The organism is Spirosoma panaciterrae DSM 21099, from assembly GCF_000374025.1.
Classification (GTDB): domain Bacteria; phylum Bacteroidota; class Bacteroidia; order Cytophagales; family Spirosomataceae; genus Spirosoma; species Spirosoma panaciterrae.
In genome coordinates, this window is sequence record NZ_KB893200.1 from 25,616 (window position 1) to 47,277 (window position 21,662).

17 protein-coding genes are annotated in these 21,662 nt (G+C 49.5%); 13 read left to right on the plus strand and 4 right to left on the minus strand.

The window, feature by feature from the left end:
* Positions 1-7 precede the first annotated feature (7 nt).
* Together B153_RS0123810 and B153_RS0123815 are read left to right on the plus strand one after the other, a co-directional pair.
* Positions 8-1,189 (plus strand): alginate lyase family protein, encoded by a 1,182-nt coding sequence (locus B153_RS0123810; protein ID WP_040761939.1) that lies wholly within the window; start codon positions 8-10, stop codon positions 1,187-1,189.
* Positions 1,186-2,391 carry a glycoside hydrolase family 88 protein gene (locus tag B153_RS0123815; protein ID WP_020599260.1) on the plus strand — a complete coding sequence of 402 codons (1,206 nt, stop codon included), beginning with the start codon at positions 1,186-1,188 and terminating at the stop codon, positions 2,389-2,391. Before B153_RS0123810 ends, B153_RS0123815 begins: the two co-directional genes overlap by 4 nt.
* 38 nt (positions 2,392-2,429) lie before the next feature.
* Here B153_RS0123815 and B153_RS0123820 read toward each other — a convergent pair whose 3' ends face one another.
* Positions 2,430-6,602, minus strand: coding sequence for a hybrid sensor histidine kinase/response regulator transcription factor (locus tag B153_RS0123820; protein WP_051097334.1), 4,173 nt, complete (start codon positions 6,600-6,602; stop codon positions 2,430-2,432).
* Positions 6,603-6,704: 102 nt separating this feature from the next.
* Between B153_RS0123820 and B153_RS0123825 the strand changes: the two genes are divergently transcribed.
* The 7 genes from B153_RS0123825 to B153_RS0123855 all read left to right on the plus strand — a co-directional run bounded on the left by B153_RS0123825 (position 6,705) and on the right by B153_RS0123855 (position 12,776).
* Positions 6,705-7,574, plus strand: a complete 870-nt coding sequence (locus tag B153_RS0123825) for a helix-turn-helix domain-containing protein (protein ID WP_020599262.1) — start codon at positions 6,705-6,707, stop codon at positions 7,572-7,574.
* Between the two features lie 128 nt (positions 7,575-7,702).
* Entirely contained in the window at positions 7,703-8,095 is a 393-nt protein-coding gene (locus tag B153_RS0123830; RefSeq protein ID WP_026262400.1) for a DUF983 domain-containing protein, read from the plus strand.
* A gap of 229 nt (positions 8,096-8,324) precedes the next feature.
* Positions 8,325-8,729 (plus strand): hypothetical protein, encoded by a 405-nt coding sequence (locus B153_RS0123835; protein WP_020599265.1) that lies wholly within the window; start codon positions 8,325-8,327, stop codon positions 8,727-8,729.
* 22 nt (positions 8,730-8,751) lie between these two features.
* Positions 8,752-9,201, plus strand: coding sequence for a hypothetical protein (locus tag B153_RS0123840; protein WP_157634807.1), 450 nt, complete (start codon positions 8,752-8,754; stop codon positions 9,199-9,201).
* Between the two features lie 194 nt (positions 9,202-9,395).
* Positions 9,396-10,298, plus strand: coding sequence for a helix-turn-helix domain-containing protein (locus tag B153_RS0123845; protein WP_026262401.1), 903 nt, complete (start codon positions 9,396-9,398; stop codon positions 10,296-10,298).
* A gap of 234 nt (positions 10,299-10,532) precedes the next feature.
* Positions 10,533-11,858 (plus strand): sugar porter family MFS transporter, encoded by a 1,326-nt coding sequence (locus B153_RS0123850; RefSeq protein WP_020599268.1) that lies wholly within the window; start codon positions 10,533-10,535, stop codon positions 11,856-11,858.
* Between the two features lie 12 nt (positions 11,859-11,870).
* Positions 11,871-12,776 (plus strand): carbohydrate kinase family protein, encoded by a 906-nt coding sequence (locus tag B153_RS0123855; RefSeq protein WP_020599269.1) that lies wholly within the window; start codon positions 11,871-11,873, stop codon positions 12,774-12,776.
* A 348-nt stretch (positions 12,777-13,124) separates the two neighbouring features.
* On the opposite strand, the gene B153_RS0123860 is transcribed toward B153_RS0123855, so the two are convergent.
* From B153_RS0123860 to B153_RS37830, 3 genes are all read right to left on the minus strand, one after another.
* Positions 13,125-13,733 (minus strand): mannitol dehydrogenase family protein, encoded by a 609-nt coding sequence (locus tag B153_RS0123860; protein ID WP_020599270.1) that lies wholly within the window; start codon positions 13,731-13,733, stop codon positions 13,125-13,127.
* A 21-nt stretch (positions 13,734-13,754) separates the two neighbouring features.
* Positions 13,755-14,072 (minus strand): hypothetical protein, encoded by a 318-nt coding sequence (locus B153_RS0123865; RefSeq protein WP_020599271.1) that lies wholly within the window; start codon positions 14,070-14,072, stop codon positions 13,755-13,757.
* A gap of 316 nt (positions 14,073-14,388) precedes the next feature.
* Complete coding sequence (locus tag B153_RS37830; protein ID WP_157634808.1) at positions 14,389-14,565, minus strand: hypothetical protein; 177 nt, start codon at positions 14,563-14,565, stop codon at positions 14,389-14,391.
* Between the two features lie 541 nt (positions 14,566-15,106).
* Here B153_RS37830 and B153_RS0123875 point away from each other — a divergent pair.
* The 4 genes from B153_RS0123875 to B153_RS0123890 all read left to right on the plus strand — a co-directional run bounded on the left by B153_RS0123875 (position 15,107) and on the right by B153_RS0123890 (position 21,428).
* The gene (locus B153_RS0123875; RefSeq protein ID WP_020599272.1) at positions 15,107-16,144 is read left to right on the plus strand and encodes an aldo/keto reductase; all 1,038 of its coding nucleotides are present in this window, start codon (positions 15,107-15,109) and stop codon (positions 16,142-16,144) included.
* Between the two features lie 91 nt (positions 16,145-16,235).
* Positions 16,236-16,592, plus strand: a complete 357-nt coding sequence (locus tag B153_RS0123880; RefSeq protein ID WP_020599273.1) for a VOC family protein — start codon at positions 16,236-16,238, stop codon at positions 16,590-16,592.
* Between the two features lie 206 nt (positions 16,593-16,798).
* A complete protein-coding gene (locus B153_RS36875; protein ID WP_020599274.1) occupies positions 16,799-20,329 on the plus strand; it encodes a PAS domain S-box protein in 3,531 nt (1,176 codons plus the stop codon).
* A gap of 394 nt (positions 20,330-20,723) precedes the next feature.
* On the plus strand, positions 20,724-21,428 hold the full coding sequence (locus B153_RS0123890; protein ID WP_020599275.1) for an outer membrane beta-barrel protein: 705 nt from the start codon (positions 20,724-20,726) through the stop codon (positions 21,426-21,428).
* Positions 21,429-21,662: the final 234 nt, after the last annotated feature.

Here is a 21,662-nt window from a genome sequence, read left to right on the forward strand (position 1 = left end):
TGAAGCTATGTATACGCTGATTCGGTTTCTTGCCTTCGTCATTGGGTCGTGCCTGCTAACGACCGTTTACGCTCAACCATCGGAACGGGCGGTGGTACTGGCTACACTAAAATCGGTGGCGCTGGCCGAAGCCCGTTGGGCCATGCAGCAGCAACCCATCACCGTGACAGCGCAAACCTCTCCTCGAAGTGCAGGAGGGAAGCATGATTTCTTTTCGGAAGGGGATTACTGGTGGCCGGATACGATTAACCCGCAAGGCCCCTATATTCAGCGCGATGGCATGACTAACCCCGACAATTTTGTGGCCCATCGACAGGCCATGATTCGCTTTAGTCGGATTGTTGGGGCCTTGGCGTCAGCTTATGTCCTGACCAAGGACGAAGCCTATGTTCGTCAGGCATTTCGGCACCTGACGGCCTGGTTTGTCGATCCGGCTACGCGCATGAATCCGTCCTTAGTCTATGCACAGGCAATCAAAGGGCGAGCAACAGGGCGGGGGATTGGGATCATTGATACGATTCATCTGATGGAAGTGGCGCAGGGTGTTCGGGTGCTGGAAAAGGCCAAACGTGCGGATAAAGCAACCGTAGCGGCTATTCGGCGCTGGTTTGCGGAGTATCTGACCTGGCTAACCACGCATCCCTATGGGAAAGATGAGATGAATGCCAAAAACAATCATGGCACTTGTTGGGTGATGCAGGTAGCGGCTTTCGCCCGATTAACTAACAATGACTCGCTGATGAGGTTCTGCCGGAATCGGTACAAAACCATATTGCTGCCCGATCAGATGGCAGTTGACGGTAGCTTTCCACTGGAACTTCGCCGAACCAAACCCTACGGCTATTCGCTTTTCAACCTGGATGCCATGACGACCATCTGCCAGATTTTATCGACGCCATCCGACAATCTCTGGACGTACCAAACGCCTGATGGACGGGGCATTCGGAAAGGTATTGCATACCTGCATCCGTTTGTTCAGGATAAATCGAGCTGGCCGTTAAAGCCCGATGTGATGTATTGGAACGACTGGCCCGTAGCCCAACCGTTTCTGGTATTCGGTGCCGTTGCTTTTGCGCAAAGAGACTGGCTCGATACCTGGAAAAAGCTGGAGCATAATCCACAGGTCGAAGAAGTAATTCGTAATCTGCCCATTCGTAATCCGATTATCTGGTTAACCGAACCCCAATGAAAACAAATAGACGATTTCTCGCCCTGTTCCTTACGATATGTCTACTGCCGGGCTTTGTGCCGGATTCGCTCATCAAATCGCTTTTCCGGGATGCCGAACAGCAAACCCGACTGATGCTGGCAGAGGTTGCAAAGGCTTCACAGGAATCAGCCAGTAGAAAACCGACTTTAGTATCGCCCCGGACGCTGGATAAAGTAGGCGCTTTGCAACTCGTACCCGCCCGCGACTGGACCAGTGGGTTCTTTCCGGGTGAACTCTGGTATCTGTATGAATACACCGGCCAGCGTGAATGGGCCGATCTCGCCCGGCACTATACGGCCAATCTGGAAAGTGAGAAAATGAACGCCGGAACGCATGACATGGGTTTTAAACTCTATTGCAGCTATGGCAACGGGTATCGGCTAACGGGCGATCCCAACGATAAAGCCGTTATTATTCAGGGGGCTCGCACACTCATAAAGCGGTTTAAGCCTACTGCCGGGATTATCCGCTCCTGGGACCATCATAAAGACGTCTGGCAGTGTCCGGTCATTATCGACAACATGATGAATCTGGAACTGCTGTTTGCTGCCACCCGCCTGACGGGCGATTCTACTTTTTATAAGATCGCTGTAACCCACGCCAAAACGACGATGAAAAACCACTACCGTTCGGATAACAGCTCGTATCACGTGGTTGATTATGACACACTGACGGGGAAGGTGATCAAGAAAAATACGCATCAGGGCTACAGCGACGAATCGGCCTGGTCGCGGGGACAGGCCTGGGGATTGTATGGCTATACGATGTGCTACCGCGAAACAAAAGATCCGCAATTTTTGAAACAGGCCGAAGCCATTGCCCGGTATATGCTGAACCATCCGCACATGCCTGCCGATCTGGTCCCTTATTACGACTTCGATGCACCGGGTATTCCATCCGAACCCCGCGATGTATCGGCGGCTGCGATCATGGCCTCGGCCTTGTATGAACTCAGTACGTATGTGCCGAAGGGGTCGTATCGGGTCAAAGCCGATCAGATCATTGCCGGTCTGGCAACAGGTTATCGATCGCCAATAGGGCAGAACCACGGTTTTTTATTGGCGCATAGTACGGGCTCAAAAACCAGCGAGATCGATGTGCCGCTGGTGTATGCCGACTATTATTTTCTGGAAGCGTTGCTGCGCTCTAAAAAGCTGAATGACAGGAAGCCGTTGTTTTGAGTGACTAGTAATTGGAATGACAAGGCTTCTGCCAACGCCTAAACCGCTTCGGCTTCTTCCACTTCTTCTTCGATGGCCTGATGGCTGTATTCGGTCGGCGTTACGCCAAACTGTGCCCGGAAAGCGCGGCTGAAATATTTGGGGTCGCTGAAACCAACGGCAAAGGCAATTTCGGATACGGAGGCTTTTCGTTGTTTAAGCAGCAATTCGGCTTTTTTCAGTCGTGTAGTTCGGATCAGGTCGATGACGGAAAGGCCCGTGAGCATTTTCACTTTACGGAACAGCACGGGTCGGCTCATCCCCATTTCGCTCACCAGTCGCGTTACATTAAATTCCGCGTCGTTCAGGTGGATTTCCAGTGTAGTCATCAACTGGTTCAGGAATTTTTCGTCGGGATGGTCCAGTTCCTGAACCTGCGGTTGAAGCGTAACAAGCTGATGATATTTAGCCCGTAACTGCTCTCGCAACAGAAGTAGATTGCGAACCCGCGTTTGCAGCAGAATCGGGTGAAATGGCTTCGTTACATAATCATCGGCACCTGTTTGCAGGCCCGTCAGTTGATTGTCGACGGCATTTTTGGCGGTTAACAAAATCACCGGAATATGACTGGTTCGTACATCCGTCTTAATACGATTTGTCAGTGAGAAACCGTCCAGTATCGGCATAGCTACATCGGCAATAACCAGGTCGGGAAGGAGTTGAGTCGCTTTTTCCAGGGCTTCGGCGCCATGGGCAGCCTCCACCACCTGATAGGTTGCTGAAAACAAATCGCGGATGTAGGCCCGAATATCTTCCTGATCGTCGACCACCAGAATTAGGGGCTGGCCAGTTTCTGGTACAACGGCGGTAGGTATGAGCTGGTTTGTCAGATCGGTTGGTAATAAAGAAGAGAGAGGAGCCAATACCGTTGGTTGAGGTGTTGGCGAGCCCATCGTCGGTTGTAGGAGCGATTCGGGGGGCGTCAGCGGAAGGCGGATGATAAAGCGGGTGAAGCCTGGGTGTCCGGCTTCGGCTTCCTGGCTCTCCACCGTAATCTGCCCCTTGTGCTGTTCAACGATGTGCTTGCTGAGCGCTAGTCCTAGACCGAAGCCGGAATCGCGGGTGGGGGCATGACCCACCTGATAAAACTGATTGAAAATGTAATCCAGATTGCCCGCTGGAATCCCAGCCCCTGTATCTTCGATGGTAATGACCGCCTGTTCGTCGGCTCGTGAGGATGCGAAGTCCCGCCGTAAACGGACCGAAATTGTGCCGCCAGCCGGTGTGAATTTAACCGCATTGAAAAGGAGGTTATACACTACCTTCTCAAACTCTCCGGTATCGAACCAGGCTGGTAACGTCGAGATTTCGGATTCATTGGTGAGCGTAAGCTGGTGGGCGCGAGCATGTTCACGAAACGAATCGGTACTATTGCTCAAAAAAGCGACCAGATCGGTTTGTCGTACCTGTAGTTGGATATTCCCCGTTTCGTGTTTTCGGAAATCGAGTAACTGATTCAGTAGCCGCAACAATCGGTCGGTACTTCCCCGCATGATCGAGAGCTGCTTTCGGATGAAGGGATCGGCCGAATACCGCTCGTTCAGGACTTCAATGGGCGCCATTACCAGCGTAAGCGGGGTACGGATTTCGTGCGCGATCTCGGTAAAGAAATTCAGCTTTATCTGGTGCAATTCCTGCTGACGGGCCTTCTCCCGATGTTCTTCTTCCAGCTCGTGCGCCAGTTGGAGTCGGTTCCGGTTGAATCGCGACCAAAGTTGTAAAAGACCCAGAAAAGTCAGCGCATACAGCGCGTAGGCCCAGGGGGTTTTCCAGAGAGGGGGCAATACCGTAATTTTCAGTTGCAGGGGATTTGCGTTCCAGACATTGTCGTTGTTGGTGCCTTTGACCTGTAACAGATACTCTCCAGCAGGTAGGTTCATATACATAGCTCTTGGTTCACTTACGTAGTTCCAGGCTTTATCGAACCCAGTGAGCTTGTAGGCGTATCGATTTTTGGCTGCGTTGATGTAGTTAAAGCTGGCAAAATCGACAGAAAAAACATTCTGCTGATAGGTGAGAGAGATACCCTGCTGATAATCGATACCCGACTGGTCGGAAGACAGACTGGTAACGGGTTCATTGAAGAGTCGTAATCCGGTAAAGGCCAGCGGATGGACAGTGGTATTCCGACGGATGCTATCAGGATGGAAGTACACAATACCGTTATAGCCCCCAAAATACAGGTGCCCTGTCGCGTCCTGATAGGATGAATTAGACGTAAATTCCCGGCAGACCAGTCCATCGTGTACATTATAGGCCGTAAACGTCGATTGTCCGGCTACCAGTTGCGCCAGTCCTTTGTCGGTACTGACCCACAAACCGCCTTTCTGATCTTCCTGAATGCTAAAAATGGTATTACTGGGTAATCCCTGTGCTGTTGTGAAATGCTGAAAGGCACGACCAGTCGGCAAAAGCAGGTTCAATCCGCCATCGCGGGTGCCGATCCAGAGTCGGTGTTTCCGGTCTTCGAGCAGGCACATCACATGGTTATTACTGAGGGAGCCCGGGTCGTTGTCGTTATGGAAGAAACGAACGGCTTTATTTTCGCCTGATCGCTTGCGCAATAATCCCCCTGCATTACCGAACCACATTTGCCCCTGGCTGTCGAAGAGCAGGGTGGTTACATTGTTCGACATGTTCGGCAGGTTATGGCCTACTCGCTCGAACGACTGCGTTTTGGGTACAAATCGACAAATGCCACCCAGATTGGTAACAACCCATATACCTCCCTGCGTGTCGCGTTTGAGATCATAGATACGGTCGTTGGGTAACGAATGGGGGTTATGGGGGTCATGCAGATACCGGGTAATGGTTTGCTTTCGGAAGTCAAGGTAATTCAGGCCTTTGATTGTTCCGACCCAAAGTCCATTCGGGCCATCCGCTAACAGGCATTTGACTTTATCGTTCGATAGAGAGTGGCTATTTCGGGCATCGTGGGTGTAATGGTGGAGAATGGTTTTGTCGGAGTCGATCAACAAAAGCCCCCGATCTTCGGTACCAATCCAAAGCTGGTTTGAGGCATGGGCGGGCACGATGGGCCCGGCAATTTTAAAGGGTGTACGGCCATGCTTGTCGACAGGGTGATAGGAACCGAACTGCCGGGCTAATGGGCTATACATGTTAACCCCACCATAATACGTACCAACCCAGAATGACCCATCCCGGTCCCGGAAGATGGACCGTACCGAATTGTCGCCCAATGAATTTGGGTCGATGGGCTGGTTGGTGAGCGTCTGGAAGTGGCTGCCATCCTGCGCAACGATATGTAACCCCGACATGGTACCAATCCAGAAGTTTGCTCGACCATCGGGCTGGATGGTTCGGATGGTTTGTGTGTTGAGGTCAAGACCTGCCACCGGATTCCAGGAAGTCACCCGTCCGCGCTGTTTATCAAACAAGGCAATGCCGTTCCCCTCCGTGCCGATCCACAGGCGACCGAACCGATCTTCGGCAAGGGCATTGATGTTGTTGAGGGTGTTCGTGTACACCGAATCGGTTGGTTCCAGGAAATAGTTGGTGAGCCGGAATTTTCCCGAAGAAGTAGGCCGGAGTTTCAGTAATCCGTTTGTTGTACCCACCCATAAGGTACGTTCTGAATCTTCATATAGAGTGCGTACCGACCGATTGCGGAACGTTTGGGGATGTTGGAGCAGTTCGGTTAAGGATTCAAGCTGTTGTTGACGGTTGAGTCGGTATAATCCCCCCTGTGTACCAATCCAGAGTGATTGCTGATGATCTTCCAGCAGCCAGTTTATGGTCGAATCGGGAAGGCCGTGAGTGGCCGAACCACCCGTTAACATACGTTGGAAATCATCCTGTTCGGGCCGATAAAGCGCCAGTCCTTTCGCGGTTCCTATCCACAAACGACCTCGTTTATCGATCAGTAGGCTATTGATCGTATTGGATGCCAGGCTATTTTTGTGGGTGGCCTGATTTTGGTAAACCACCACATTGCGGGAGTCGTAGCGGTTCAACCCATCGCGTGTTCCAAACCACATGAAACCCCGGTTGTCCTGCGTAATCGCATAAACACTACTATGCGAAAGACCCTCGTCGACTGTGAGATGACTAAACGTTTTCTGGGCAGATTGGCAAAAGGTAAAGGATACTGGCAATAGGTAAACCATTGCGCTGAACCAACTGACGAAAGAGTACTTATACTTGTAGAGCATAGGGCCACCGAAACACGCGTTGAGGAAACTATCTGTGTAGTGGGGGTTAAAACACGATTAAAACGCTGGGGCTTCTGTATTTTACTCCAACAAAGTAAGATTATGTCATTGTTCGTACCCGTTTATAAGCTTCATTCCTTTCCACGACATGAGCCCGAAGCTCTTTTTTATATGGCGCGGCTGGAAAAACTGGTTCAGGAAGTGAAAGGCATCGATAAGTCACATTCGCATACGTTTTATCTGCTGATGTGGATTATTCAGGGCAGTGGAAGCCATACCATCGATTTTCGGACATACCCGGTGGCGCCTAATCAACTCTATTTTCTGACGCCGGGACAGGTGCATAGCTGGAACCTGTCGGCCGATGCGCGGGGCTACAACCTGTTCTTCGATGCCAATTTCTTTCGGAGCCGGTACGGGAATCGGTTGCAGCAATATCCGTTCTATCATTCGCACCAGCATCAGCCTTTGCTGGAAGTTGCCGACCAACAGCCTGTGTTCAGTAATTTATTAACCTACGCTTATGATGAATATGAACAACGTCGGCCTAATCGGACGGAAGTCTTTTTGTCGTATCTGCACATCGTACTCGAAACGGCCAACCGACTTTATAACCAGCAATGGGTAGGGCAGGATGCACATTTATATGATCGGATTCGGGCCTATGAGGAGTTAATTGAGCATCAGTTTCTGATGGTTCGGGAGGTAAGTACCTACGCCGATCAACTGCACCTAACGCCCAACTATCTGAATCACATCTGTAAGAAAGTAGTTGGAAAAACGGCCAGTCAACTCCTCCACGAACGCATTGTTATTGAAATCCAGCGATTACTGACCCACACGACCCAGTCGGTAAAAGAGATTGGCTTTCAACTGGGCTTCGACGACCCTTCGTACTTTGTTCGTTTTTTTAAAAAACATACGGGCCAGACACCGGCCGAGTTTCGGCAATCCCTTTTGGTGGATCGTTGATTTGTACCATACGTTGCTTGGTTTGTATTGGATGCTCAATGCCGTGCAGGCTACCTTTGTAGCATAAAAACTGCCTGAGCAACAGCCATTAAGCGGTCTTGTGTCGACTGCTCTTTTGCTCCAGAACTATGTTTACCAACAGCCGATTCTACAGCATTGCCTTTAATAAGTGTCCACGTTGTCATCAGGGTGATTTCTTCGTGACGAACAGCGCATTCAGCAAAAATTTCGATAAAATGCATGACCACTGCCCCCACTGTGGTGAAAACTTTATGCCCGAACCCGGATTCTACTGGACATCGATGTTTGTGAGTTATGCGTTTTATACCATTTATATTTTACTGACCTTCTTTATTGTCGTACAAGGCTTTCAGGTCGATCTGGATTATTATCTGATGGGCATGTTGCCATCACTGGTTTTGTTAACGCCCTATTTTTTCCGGCTGGCGCGCCGTACCTGGCTCACCCTGTGCATTACACCAAAACCTCAATTGTATGTAAAGCCAGAGGCTCAGAAGTAAGAATTTTCAAGTGCTAATAGAGAGCCCCTGTCTACCAACGGTATTTACGTTGGTAGACAGGGGCTCTGGCTTTAAGGGCTGGTTTACAGGAGGCTGGAAAAGAAAAGGGGGCGTTTTCTCCAAAAGAAAGTAACTTTTACAATTCGTTTACAAGCTTTTACAAGGCTTTACCGGCTGGTGTGGGTGGTGGCTCTAGATTTGCTCTGGTACGGATAAATAATTAACCAGCATGAAACACATACTTCTAAACGCCCTATTGGTTTGTGCTGGCTCAACCATCGGCTTGAGCCAGCAAACCTTCAGCACCTGTTCGGCTGCTTTTCTGGGGAACAAAATGATTGTGGATCAATATACCACGAAAGGAAAATGCAGTATTCCAGTTACCGCAACTGGCGAGCTGACGGTCAATACCGTTGAACTGTCGCCTACCCAAAGTAAAGCCGTCGAGTCGATTCCGTTTATGGTTGCTATTCGGGATCATAAAAGTCAGACACTGACGCAGTATTCGAGAAAGGAAACCAAACGGGTTAACATCCAGAATATATTGGCCAACTGTCGAAAAGGCGATTATATTGTGTTGCTCACAGTTGGCAGTCAGTATGCATTGCCTCACAATGAAATTCTTGTACGTTAATTATCTTATTGCGATTAATACCATGAATACCTACAGATTCTTATTTATTGCACTAGGTCTGGTTGGCCTTACTTCCTGGAAGGTCATGCCCACCACTGCTCCTGTATCCGCCATTGAGGAAAAGCCGGAGTTTTATACCAATCCACTCATTTTGAATGAAAAGCCATTGAACTTACATGTCTTTTCAATTCACAGCCGAGGGCACTTATCTGTGGTTTCGGGTGATCCTATGTCGGATGAATCCGTCAAAATTCCATTCCGTATCTATCTGTATCGGAATGGAATCCTGATTCATAAAGAAGCATCAGATACCGGGCGGCAAGTATATGATATAGCTCCCGTGATGGAAGTAGCTCGGCCGGGCGACGATTTGGTGATTGACCCAGTTCGGCCAGCAGATAAATCAGCTCGCCGGGTTGTTCGACTAGAAGGGGTTAATTGGCTCTTTAATTGGTATTCGCCAGGATGTTAATGTAATTTACCGTATTCAGACTCGTCCGCGAATGCATCACGGATACCTGAAGTTTGCGTGGCAGGCGCAACGGCAGGGGATCACGTATCCAGTTGGCAGGGATTTTGAGTCCGTGTCATAGACGTTGGACTCAAAATCCGTGAGCCAATCGCGGACGAGCGAAAACAGTATATCCTACTTTAACAAGTACACGAATGCGTAAGTCGGTCCAGTTCTTCACAACCATAGCCTTAATGCTTTCGGGCGTTTTAATTATCTTGTTTGCCGGGCTAACCCCATCTGTTTCGGCAACGGAGAAGCTCCATTTTGCCCGGAAAGTGAATCTTGCTCTCCGACGAACAGCGCACCATTTGTTGCAAAAGGCCGGAGATGATACATCACGAATTTTGCCTGTTCAGCAGCGGGATGCACGCACGTTTCAGATTCAGTTGAACCATGCATTCGATTACAACCAACTTCCCCGCTTATTAAATGAGTCGTTTGCCGTTCATGCCATTCGGGAAAACTATGATGTAGCGGTGCTGGACTGCGCTCGTGGAGAATTGCAGTTGGGATACAATATCAACGATCTGGTCCGAGTCGGCGAGGTTCCCTGTGTAGGGCGGAATCAGAAAGCCGATTGCTATACATTACAGGTTACCTTCAATAGTATACAGGAAGAACCTTCACAGCCAGTAATGGCCTGGTGGGTATTGGCGCTGGGTACCTGCCTTACGGCACTGGGGTATGTGGTGTGGCAAAAGTGGCCATCCACGCCCTCGCCAACTGAGTCGCCCAACCCTGCTCCGGTCTCCGACGGATTATTACGATTCGGTACATCGAGTTTCAGCCCCAAAACGCTACTTCTTCAGGTAGGTACTAACCAGCATGCACTGACCTATCGTGAGGCCAAGTTGCTACAGTTTTTTATTGACCATGCGAATCAGGTAGCCGAACGGGAATTTATCCTGAAATCGGTTTGGGAAGACGAAGGCGTTTTTGTGGGCCGGAGCCTGGATGTGTTTGTATCTCGCTTACGGAAGCTGCTTCAGGAAGATCCGGCAGTTCGGATCGTAGCCGTTCATGGCGTCGGGTATCGGTTTGAAGCGCAGGGATAGGGTTTTAGGGGTAGGCCAGGTTAAGGCAAAATCGTATCGAATCAAAAGCTAAAATTACTGTAACATATTTATAATAACTAGTTTTAGTTTTTTAGATAAATTATTGATAATCAATTTATTTGGTGTCTATTTGTAATTTGTAATTATTTGAACAGATTTTGAAAGTCTGTCGCGATTGCTCCTCTCTACCTTTGACTCATGAATCGCTCCTAAACCCGGTTCATATCCGTAAACATGAGTCAAAAACAGCGCATCTTTTTCTGGTCCATTACGGCTGCGTTGGGTGGTTTTCTCTTCGGGTTCGATACCGCAGTCATTTCTGGTGTTGAACAGTCGTTGCAGTCATTATGGCAGTTGAATGTGTGGGAGCATGGCCTTACCGTTTCCATTGCCCTGATTGGTACCGTACTCGGTTCGATGTTGGGTGGTATTCCCGCTGAGCAATTGGGGCGAAAGAAAACCCTGCTCTGGATTGCTATTCTCTACCTGGTCGCTTCGCTCGGAACAGCGCTGGCAACGGGATGGAGCATTTTTCTCCTGTTTCGGTTTCTGGGTGGTTTGGGCGTCGGGGCTTCGTCGGTGGCGGCCCCTATGTACATCACGGAAATATCGCCTGCCAAATCGCGTGGTCGGTTGGTTGCCCTGTTTCAGTTCAATGTGGTTCTGGGTATTCTGATTGCCTATCTGTCGAACTTTTTACTCCAGGGTTTGGGTACCGACTCATGGCGGTGGATGCTTGGGATACAGGCTGTGCCGTCGCTTATCTTTCTGATTTCAGTACTGAATATTCCCGAAAGCCCGCGCTGGCTGTTGTTGAAGAAAGGGGATGTAGCCCAGGCATTTGATGTTCTCCGAATGATTGACCCGGCCACTGCCGAAAAAACGATGGTGGCCATTCAGCAGAGTAACCACCATACCGAAGGGTCGACCCGATTATTTTCGGCCACGCACAAAACTCCAATCCTGCTCGCGGTGTTATTTGCCGTATTCAATCAGGTATCAGGCATCAACGCTATTATCTATTACGCTCCCCGAATTTTCGAAATGACGGGCCTGGGCAAAAGTTCGGCCTTACTTTCGTCGGCGGGTATCGGGTTTGTCAACCTTGTTTTTACCATGATCTCGATGAATTTGATTGATCGGTTTGGCCGACGAACATTGATGAAAATCGGTTCGGCGGGTCTGATCGTTACCCTGGCATTGGTGGCGCGTGCCTTCTATACCGAGGATTTCAGCGGGATGACTGTGCCGCTTCTGCTGTTCGGCTATATCGCTTTCTTTGGCTTTTCGCAAGGGGCTGTAATCTGGGTCTTTATCTCCGAAATCTTTCCAAATGAAGTACGGGCCAGCGGTCAGGCACTGGGCAGCTTTACGCATTGGCTAATGGCCGCAATCATTACATTTACGTTTCCATATCTGGCCGAGCAGGTTGGCGGTGGTAACACCTTCCTGTTTTTTACGGCCATGATGGTATTGCAACTGGTATTCGTTTTGCGTCTGATGCCCGAAACCAAAGGCACCAGCCTGGAGCAGATTGAAAGAACGTTTGTTGTCCACTAAACCTTTACACCAATGAATCAACCTATTCTTTGCTTTGGCGAAATTCTCTGGGACGTTTTACCGACCAGCAAGCAACCGGGTGGTGCCCCCATGAATGTGGCTGTTCACCTGCGTAATTTTGGCATGAATGCCCAGCTTATCAGCCGTGTTGGCAACGATGATCTTGGCCGTGAACTGCTGGAGTTTCTTCGGGAGAAACACCTGCCCACAGCTTATGTACAATTGGGGGCCACACACCTGACGGGCATTGCAAAGGCCAATCTGACCGACCGCAATGAAGTTGTGTATAAAATATTGCAGCCCGTAGCCTGGGATTATATTCAGTACGATGACTCGCTGAGTTCGTTGTATCAAAAAGCAATCCTGGTATACGGGAGTCTGGTGGCCCGCAGCCAGACCTCGCGAAATACGCTGCACCAGTTACTCGATCAGGTTGCACTGCGTGTGTTCGATGTAAACCTGCGGGCTCCTCATTACACACCGCTGGAAGTTTCGTATCTGCTTCAAAAGGCAGATATTCTGAAAATCAATCACAATGAGCTGGAAGAGATCATTGGCTGGTATACGTCGCCCTTGCCCGAACGGGAAGCCATGGAGTTTCTGCGAGACCGTTTCAAGCTGAAGTCCGTATGTGTTACCCGTGGCGAAAACGGAGCTATCTTGTTGAACAACGACGGGTTTACGGAACATCCGGGATTTTCGGTACAGGTGGAAGATACGATCGGTTCCGGCGATTCATTCCTGGCCGCTTTTCTCTACAAAACCTTACAGGGCGAAACGCCCGCTAAAACCCTCGAGTTTGCCTGTGCTACAGGAGCTTATGTGGCTACCCAACGTGGTGCTACGCCCACCGTTTCGGAACAGCTGATCCTGAAAAGCATTCGTCAGTCAACGGCACGGCCTGCCGAATTGATCTGAGTCAGCCCCGAACGCTTCAGGGAGCCGTAGCCGTGGAGGGTCAGATTTAAGTGAATTTTAATGAGTCGGTCGAATAGTGCCGAACCTTTTTAGGTTGGTAATATAGTTTATTGTGGGGAGCGCTCCAGGGTTTGGTCGACTCCCCACTTTATCTCCGGCTACGAACGCGTCATAACCGATACCTTTCTGGGCAAACTCCCGGAACGACCGTAAATCTTATGCTAACCTATGATAAACGATGAAAAGTCCTGAAAGGCCTCTTAAAGGGATTCAGATGTATTTAGAAATCGGTACCGAAGCTTTCGGTACCGATTTTTGTTTGTCAACGTGCTACTTTCCGCCCCCATGTCAGGGAAGCGCCAACTGGTTATAAGCCATTTGTTTCAACAGAAAAACGACTCCATATTTGGCAATTTGCGTTCGGTACGATTTGTACATAGCCACAAAGTGGGGGTAGTTGTGCAAGCGTGCCGAGGCAAATGCTGAAATACTCAAAAAGGCCAATGTATCCGGGCTGGTGATTTTAGCCCAGTCGCCCTGCGGAAATCCTGACTCGGTTAGAGCCTGATCGGTTTCTGTGTCGTCGCAGCTAGCGGCCAGGTAATGACCGTAGGCGGCCAATAAAAAAGCCATCCGATGAATGTCGCCGTTTTTGGTTAGTGCATCCAGCAATGTTGGGAGTAGGAGCAATGGAAGTTTCGAAATCCCATCGGAACACAAACTGGCGAGCGACTCGGGCTGGTTCGTGAACTGGCGAATAAAAGCTTCAATCGACTCTTCCGGTTGGTCCGGTATACTCGCCGACGTCAGCATATCCTGCTGGATAAGCGCACGAAGGTAATTGCTGAACAAGTGATCGTTGACGGTTTCGTCGATGGTTCGGTAACCTGCCAGAAAGCCGGGATAGGCCAGTAAAGTGGGCAGGGAATTTAGTGTTTCGTTTGTGTTGGTTTGCATGATGGATGAGGTTAGGTCTTACTAGTCATCTACATGAAGTAACTGTGAGATCGAATTGGCGTGTTGCTCCTGGGCTTCATCGCGCTGGCGCAGCGTTTGGGCAATTCGAATCATCTGGGTTCCCTGTTTGCCCTGCTTTTCAATACTGGCTTTGTCGTACTGATGCTGGCGGGTAGGCTCCCAGTAAAAGAGCTCGGTTTTGGCGTCGTACACGCCAATAGGTCGGTAGCCATCCTGCGTAAGCATCTGTTCCAGTAAGGCATCCGCTTCGGTATGAGTGGCACAATCGATATGGTAATACTGCTTCTTGAGCAGATAAATGACCGAAAAACGATTCATGTGTTGTGAAGTTTAATGGGGGGCGTAGTGGCACAAACACCTACTCGACCCAGGCTATTTGGGCGATTGCTTCGACCCAATAGCGAACAGCTACGGCCATCAGCGGGCGTAGTGCCGATACGGCCACAAAGGCTGGCGTCGAAAACTAAGCAATCTGATTCAGCTAGTCTTGTATCCCCTGATTGGAGGCTAAACCTATTGACCGCCTTCTCTGCCTGAGCCAGCCCATTCGACTTCGCATGTCACAGCAGCAGAGATGCGTAGCTAGCCATATCTGGACTAGACGTACAAACGAATAGTGTAGCCTGAAAATCGTTTAGCGATTGGCCATGAGCCAGTTGCCGCCAAAGGGCGTCGCGCTACGGGATAAGCCCACAAAAGTTGGGGCATGTCGATCAATAAAACGAATAAGTGCCAAACGGGTGGCCATCCAGCGATTCGTCCAGAATGAGGTTGTTGTAGTGGAATGGGCTGATGTATATACGGATTTCATGATTTCTGTGTGTTAATTCCCTGGTGTCAGGATGCCTCTGTGGGCCTATTCTAGCCTGAGGTAAGGAGTAAGTGATTGACGGCCAGTGTATTTTAAAGCCGACGTTTGAAACAGATGCAGGCTGGTAAATATTGGTAAGCGAATGGAACTCGACGTATAAAACGCATCTGGTTTCTATGCTAAATAACTAAAGTAGACCCTGAGATAGTTTTCTAATATTGGTAAAGTACAAAAAGTGCCTTGCTTTTTGCAGTGAAAACGTGAATTGTTTAAGCAATTCTTTAAATAGTCATGTGAGGTAGTGGTCTGATAATCAATATGCTATTGAAAAAGTATATGGAAATAATACTAATTTGCAGGCTAGTCGGAGCAGTTGGGTTGTATAAGATGGGCTGTCGACCAATGAAGCAGCCTGGCTAGAAAGCGTATGTTAAATTTTCATGCGTTTCCGCTCTTTTACCAGAAGCTGTTTGCAAATTGCAGCTACGCAAGAACTCGATCAGAACCGTGTAATTCGTTAAACGCAGTATAGTCAGTAGCTATGGAATTCAGACAATTAGGCGCATCGGGCCTGAATGTGCCGGTATTAAGTTTTGGAACGGCCACTTTTGGCGGTGGTACCGAATTTTTTAAAGCCTGGGGAAGCACACAGGTCGATGAAGCCAAACGACTGGTTGGCCTTTGTCTGGATGCCGGGGTCAATCTCTTCGATACCGCCGATGTGTATTCGCAGGGGCTTTCCGAAGAAATTTTAGGAGAAGCCCTGACCGGGTTGCGTGATAAGGTGCTGATTTCGAGTAAAGCAACATTCACGTTTGGCGAGGGGCCAAACAACCAGGGATCGTCGCGATTTCATTTGCTGCGGCAGTGTGAGAGTAGCCTCAGACGGCTTAAAACCGATTACATCGACATCTATCATATGCATGGATTTGATGGAAATACACCCGTTGACGAAACCCTGCGAACCCTGGATGATCTGGTTCAAAGTGGAAAAGTAAGGTATATAGCCTGCTCCAATTTTTCGGGATGGCATCTGATGAAATCGCTCGCTGTTTCGGAAAAATATGGCTGGAATCGCTATGTGGCTCATCAGGTATATTACTCGCTCGTGAATCGCGAATATGAGTGGGAACTGATGCCGCTGGGGATCAACCAACAGGTGGGGGCACTGGTTTGGAGTCCGTTGGCTGGTGGCCGATTGGGGGGCAAATATGGGCGGAGCAAACCCAAACCAACGGAAGGCCGGGTCGTAGAAGGCGGAAGTCCCGTACCGCAGGCTGTCGTTTCGGAAGAAACGTTTTATACCATCACCGATGTCTTGGAAGAAATCGCTGCCGAAACCGGAAAGTCAATCGCTCAGGTAGCCATCAACTGGGTATTGCAACGCCCCACGGTATCGAGCATCATTATTGGAGCCAGAAACGAAGAACAACTCAAACAGAACCTTGCTGCCGTGGGCTGGCGTCTGACCGTCGATCAACTGAAAAAACTGGATAAGGCCAGCGAAGTGCCACCCATTTACCCTTACTGGCACCAACGGCAAAATCTGACCTTAAATCCTCCTCCGAAATTTTATTGAGCGAGTTAATGATTGAGTGATTGTGTGAATAAGGCTCGCATCAGCTATTTGCCCAATCGCTCATGCACTCAATTACGTAAGTGTATTCATCATGATTCAATTTAAGCGATTAGATCACGTACTAATTTGTATTCCTGAGGGCGCTACGGTCGAAGCCCGCACGTTTTATACAGACGTGGTGGGGCTTACCGAAATTCCGGGCAATCATCCGGGTGGGGCGATCTGGTTTCAGATGGGCGACATTGAGCTGCATGTACGCGAGGAAGCAGGAACGAGCTTTTCCAAACGACATCCGGCTTTTGAAGTCGGTAATCTTGCTGAAGCGAAAGAAATGCTTCAGCAGAAAAACCTGGACATTGAATACTCTTCCGACATCGACGGCCGGGATCGGTTTTTCTTTCGTGACCCATTCGGCAATCGATTTGAGCTACTTCAATTTATAGGTTGAGCCCGTTTGAGGTTTTTGGAACCAGAACGAATGTAGCATAGATATTGCAGGATCAAGTTAGTGATAACACAATCAGTGACTTTTGGGTTGAATAACTAAAATGAAATTGGTTGAAAGAGACGGTTCTTTACGACCGAAATCAGGCGTCAATTTCGACGCTATAAAACGTACCGAGCGAGCTGTTTGGTCAATTAGTTAGTACAGGTATGCTTAACAAGGTTGAGGGAAACTTACCATCAAATACCGACTTAGTAACGACCAGTGAACTGTTCGAACTACTAACTAAAGCCACGCGTGATGCCGTTTGGCACTGGGACCTCGAAACAAACTCGATCTGGTGGAACGAGGGGTATACGCAACTGTTTGGGTATGATCTGGAAGGGGAAGATGCGGATGGGTTTGAATCCTGGTCGAAGCATGTTCATCCTGACGATAAGGAAAGCGTTGTGTCCGGTATTCAACAGGTGATCGATGAGGGAGGCAAAAACTGGTCTGCCGAATACCGATTTCAGCGAGCCGATGGGGCATATGCCATTGTGCTTGATCGGGGGTATGTACTCTGGCGAGAGGGTAAAGCCATTCGCATGGTTGGGTCCATGCAGGATATAACCGAGCAGGTTATGCTGCAGCAGGCACGCGTCGAAAGTGAGGAACGACTTCGCTTTGCCCTTCAATCGGCTCAGTTGGGCACCTGGGAGCTAGACCCCCAGTCGGGTGTTGTCAAGTGGGACCGCCGATGCCAGGAGCTTTGTGGACTTACCGACGAAAACGCTGTCCGTTACGACCGAACGCTGGATTTTATTCATCCGGCCGATCGCGAACGGGTGGAAAAAGCCGTGCAGTGGGCCTTGAGTCCTGTGTCGGGCGGAAGTTATGATATGAGCTTCCGAACGATTGGGGCAAATGACCAGAAGCTTCGCTGGGTACGCTTTATTGGCCAAACTTACTTCTCCGATACAGGGCAGCCGCACCGATTTTCGGGCGTTGCCGAAGACATTACGGAGGAAGTGCTGGCGAAAGAAAAGGCGGCTTTATCCGAACGGCAGGCCCGAATTGCGCTGGAGGGGTCTGGCTCGGGATCATTTATGATCGATCTGCAGACGAGTGAAATCCGCTACTCTCCAGCTTTCGGTCGTATTCTGTTGGGAGATGAAAGCGAAAACATCCGATGGAGCGTCTTTATCAAACATATCCATCCCGAAGATAAGCCGATTCGCGATAGAGCGCATCAGCAGGCTCTCCAGACCGGAATTATCAATTACGAAGCCCGATTTGTCTGGACCGACAAATCCATTCATTGGGTGAAAATAATGGGCCAGTACCAGTTCGATGCCGACCGAAAGCCAATCGGGGTCACGGGCATTGTGCTGGATGTGACGGAGCAGACCGAGAAAGCCAAAGCCCTGCGGGAAGCGGAAGAGCGTTTTTCGATTGCTTTTAACAACACTTCGACGGGGATCGCCTTCGTAGATACACAGGCCAACTTTACCCTGGCCAACGAAGCCTATACCCGGCTTTTGGGGTATTCGGTTGAGGAGTTATGTACGCTGAACAGTTTCGAACTTACTCACCCCGATGATCGACCCTGGAACCGCCAGTTATTTGAAGAAGTGGTGCAGGGGAAACGACCTTACTTCAACCTGGTAAAGCGGTATTTTCATAAAGATTCCTCAATACGCTGGGTGCAGTTGAATGTGACGCGGGTAGCCGATGCTCAGGACGAAACCCAGAGTATCATCATCATTGCCCACGACATCAACGAGCGTGTAGAAGCCGAAGCCAAACTTCGGGCCAGTGAAGCACGCATTCGCAATATCATTACCCATGCCCCGGTCGCCATTGGTATACTGAATGGTCGAACAATGGTTGTTGAAACGGCCAATAAATCCATGCTCGAAATCTGGGGAAAGCATGAGAGCATCATTGGTTTACCGCTTATCAAGGCGCTCCCCGAACTGGAAGGGCAGGGGTTCATTGAGCTTCTCGAACAGGTATATGACTCAGGGATTGCTCATTATGGCACAGAAACCCTGGCACGACTCTATCGAAAAGGAAACCTTGAACAGGGGTATTTCAATTTTGTGTACGCGCCCATTCATAATGTAGCGGGTGAGGTGAGCGGCATTATGGTGGTGGCTACAGAGGTGACCGATCAGGTTAAAGCCAAACTGGCTTTGCAGGAAAGCGAGCAGCGTTTCCGAAATCTGATTGCCCAGGCTCCCGTAGCGATCAGCTTATTTGTTGGGCCGGATATGATCATCGATATGCCTAACGAAGCCATGTTGAAGCTTTGGGGGAAGGGCGATGTAGGGGGAATGCCTTTGGCTGAAGCGTTACCAGAACTGAAAGGCCAGCCTTTTCTGGATATTCTGGACAATGTGTATAAAACGGGCGTTGAATATAGCGCTCAGGAAGCGAAAGCCGAGCTGCTGGTCGATGGTAAAATGGGAACCTACTATTTCAACTTTACCTATAAGCCACTACGCAATGCTGCCGGAGAAATCTACGCGATTATGGATATGGCCATCGACGTATCCGAGCAGGTAGAAGCCCGCCGACTTATCGAAGCCAACGAACTGCGTTTCCGCACGCTCCTGGAAGCCATTTCGCAGATGACCTGGACCAATACGCCCGAAGGAGAATTTACCTTTTTCAACCAGCGGTGGTACGATTATACGGGACTCAATTTCGACCAGTCTAGGCATCAGGGGTGGGAGGCCACTGTGCATCCCGACGACTGGGAGCTAACCCGTTCTACGTTCCAGCAGGCCCTGAGTACAGGCACCACATTCGCGCTTGAAAATCGGTATCGGCGTGGAAACGATAGCATGTATCGCTGGCATTTGAATCGAGCCCTCCCCATTCACGACGAATCGGGTAACGTTGTACTATGGGTAGGTACGGCTACCGATATTCATGAGCAGAAACAATGGGCCGTTAGCCTCGAAGAACAGATAGAAGCTCGTACCGAGCAACTGGTGGCTTCCAATTATGACTTACGACGTTCCAACGAGAACTTGGAGAAGTTTGCCTATATAGCCAGTCATGACCTGCAGGAACCGCTTCGGAAAATACAGTCGTTTGGCGACATCCTTAAAGCGCAGTATACAGACGAACTGGGCGATGGGGTCGATTATCTGGAACGAATGCAGACAGCGGCTTCCCGCATGTCGTTGCTGATTAAAGACCTGTTGACATTTTCGCGAATATCGACCCGTCAGGAGATGACCGCGTCTGTGAGCCTGAATCAGGTGGTTGCAGAAGTACTCGACACGCTCGAAGTAGCTATTGAGCAGTCGGGTGCGCAGATACAGGTAGGTACGCTACCCAGGATACCGGGCGATGAATCGCAGCTACGGCAACTATTTCAAAATCTGCTTAGCAACTCGCTTAAATTCCGCAGAGCCGAAACGGTTCCTGTCATAACGATTCAGGCCGAGCGGGTGAAAGCGCAGGAACTGTCTGCATCGGTTCGGCCAGGACGATTGGTGCCCGATTATCACCAGATCAACGTGTCGGATAATGGGATAGGCTTTGATGAGAAATACATTGATCGAATTTTTCAGGTGTTCCAGCGATTACATACCCGCAATGAATTTGCAGGTACAGGTATCGGACTAGCGATTTGTGAGAAAGTTGTTACCAATCACGGTGGAGCGATTACAGCCACTAGTAAGCCTGGGCAGGGAGCTACCTTTATTGTCTACTTACCAATTGTCTCTGCGGAGCCGCATTAGCCACTACCTTCTATAGGTTATTTAGCCTGAAAAAGCCACCCCTTGCCTCGATGCAGCGGGTGGCTTTTTAATGGGCGATCAGGTCCATGCAGCCCGGCCCTACTTTCTGATGATGTCGACGGGTAGTTAGTTGTAGGGTTCAATCAGGCAGCCAATGAATTATTTATACGGCTGGTTAGTCGTTTAATTAGTTGATTGTCAGTGAATAATTGTAGTAGACCGACGGTGGTTAAAAAATAATTCTAAAAATTTTATAGCCTCATGCAACCTGCCTTCAGGTTTCTTACATCTACCAGTCAAATACCACAAAACGAATACAACCTAACGCGGACCACCGCCTGAACCCTTAAGCCAATTCTGTTCCTAAACCCTGAATCTTTAATATACAACCACTATGAACACGTTCAAACACCTCCTCGCCACCGCCCTGATTGCTGCGTCAACTGCTTCGTTCGCGCAAACCGACTCCACTTCGGTAAGTACTCCCACCATCAAGTCAACCTCGTACCGTTCCTACGAGCGGGTTCGTTCCGATCTGCGCATCTATGTTGGCCTCAATAGCCTGGGCGGTACACTCCCGGCAGGCTACGAGTTTCGTCCTGTTGGCTCCCGCTTTATTGCCCTGGGTTGGCAGATGCGGATTCCAATAGCGGTTAGTGGAGCCACAAAGCTTCGTCTGGTAACCGGCCCGGAAGTAGCCTGGAACAACTTCATGTTCGAAGGCCGAAACATGCTGGTCAAGCAGAACAACCAGTTAGGCATCGAGCAGTCGGATGTTGATTTGCATCGGTCGAAGCTCGTAACCACGCAGCTTAATCTGCCCATGATGCTGAACCTGTCTTTCAAGTCGGGCTTTTCAATTGCAGCAGGCGCGTATGCAGGGCTTCGTCTCGACAGCTACACAAAAGTAAAACCTGTAGGGGGCTCATCAGTACGTACGCACAATTCCTTCAATCTGAACCCAGTTCGCTGGGGATGGACCGCCGAGCTGGGTTACCGGGGCCATGCCAAATTATTTGGTCGGTATGAGCCAGGCAGCCCCTTCAAGGCTGGCGAAGGTCCCGATGCCAGTGTCTGGACTGTCGGTCTCAAATTTTAAGGTCTGTTTAGCGGATTCATGAAGCTGTTAAATTCTCATTCCAAGAGTGAATAGGAATAAAAGAAGATTGTTTCATGAATCCGCTAAATTCTGCCTTTAGCGTGCAACACACCCCTCTTTTCGTGTGTCTTTCCGACGAATATCGTTCTTCAGGACACCAATCCCCCTTAAAATCCACTCATCCTGCCGTTAAGACCGCTTGTGTAAGAACAGGTACTTTGTGATACCCACTAC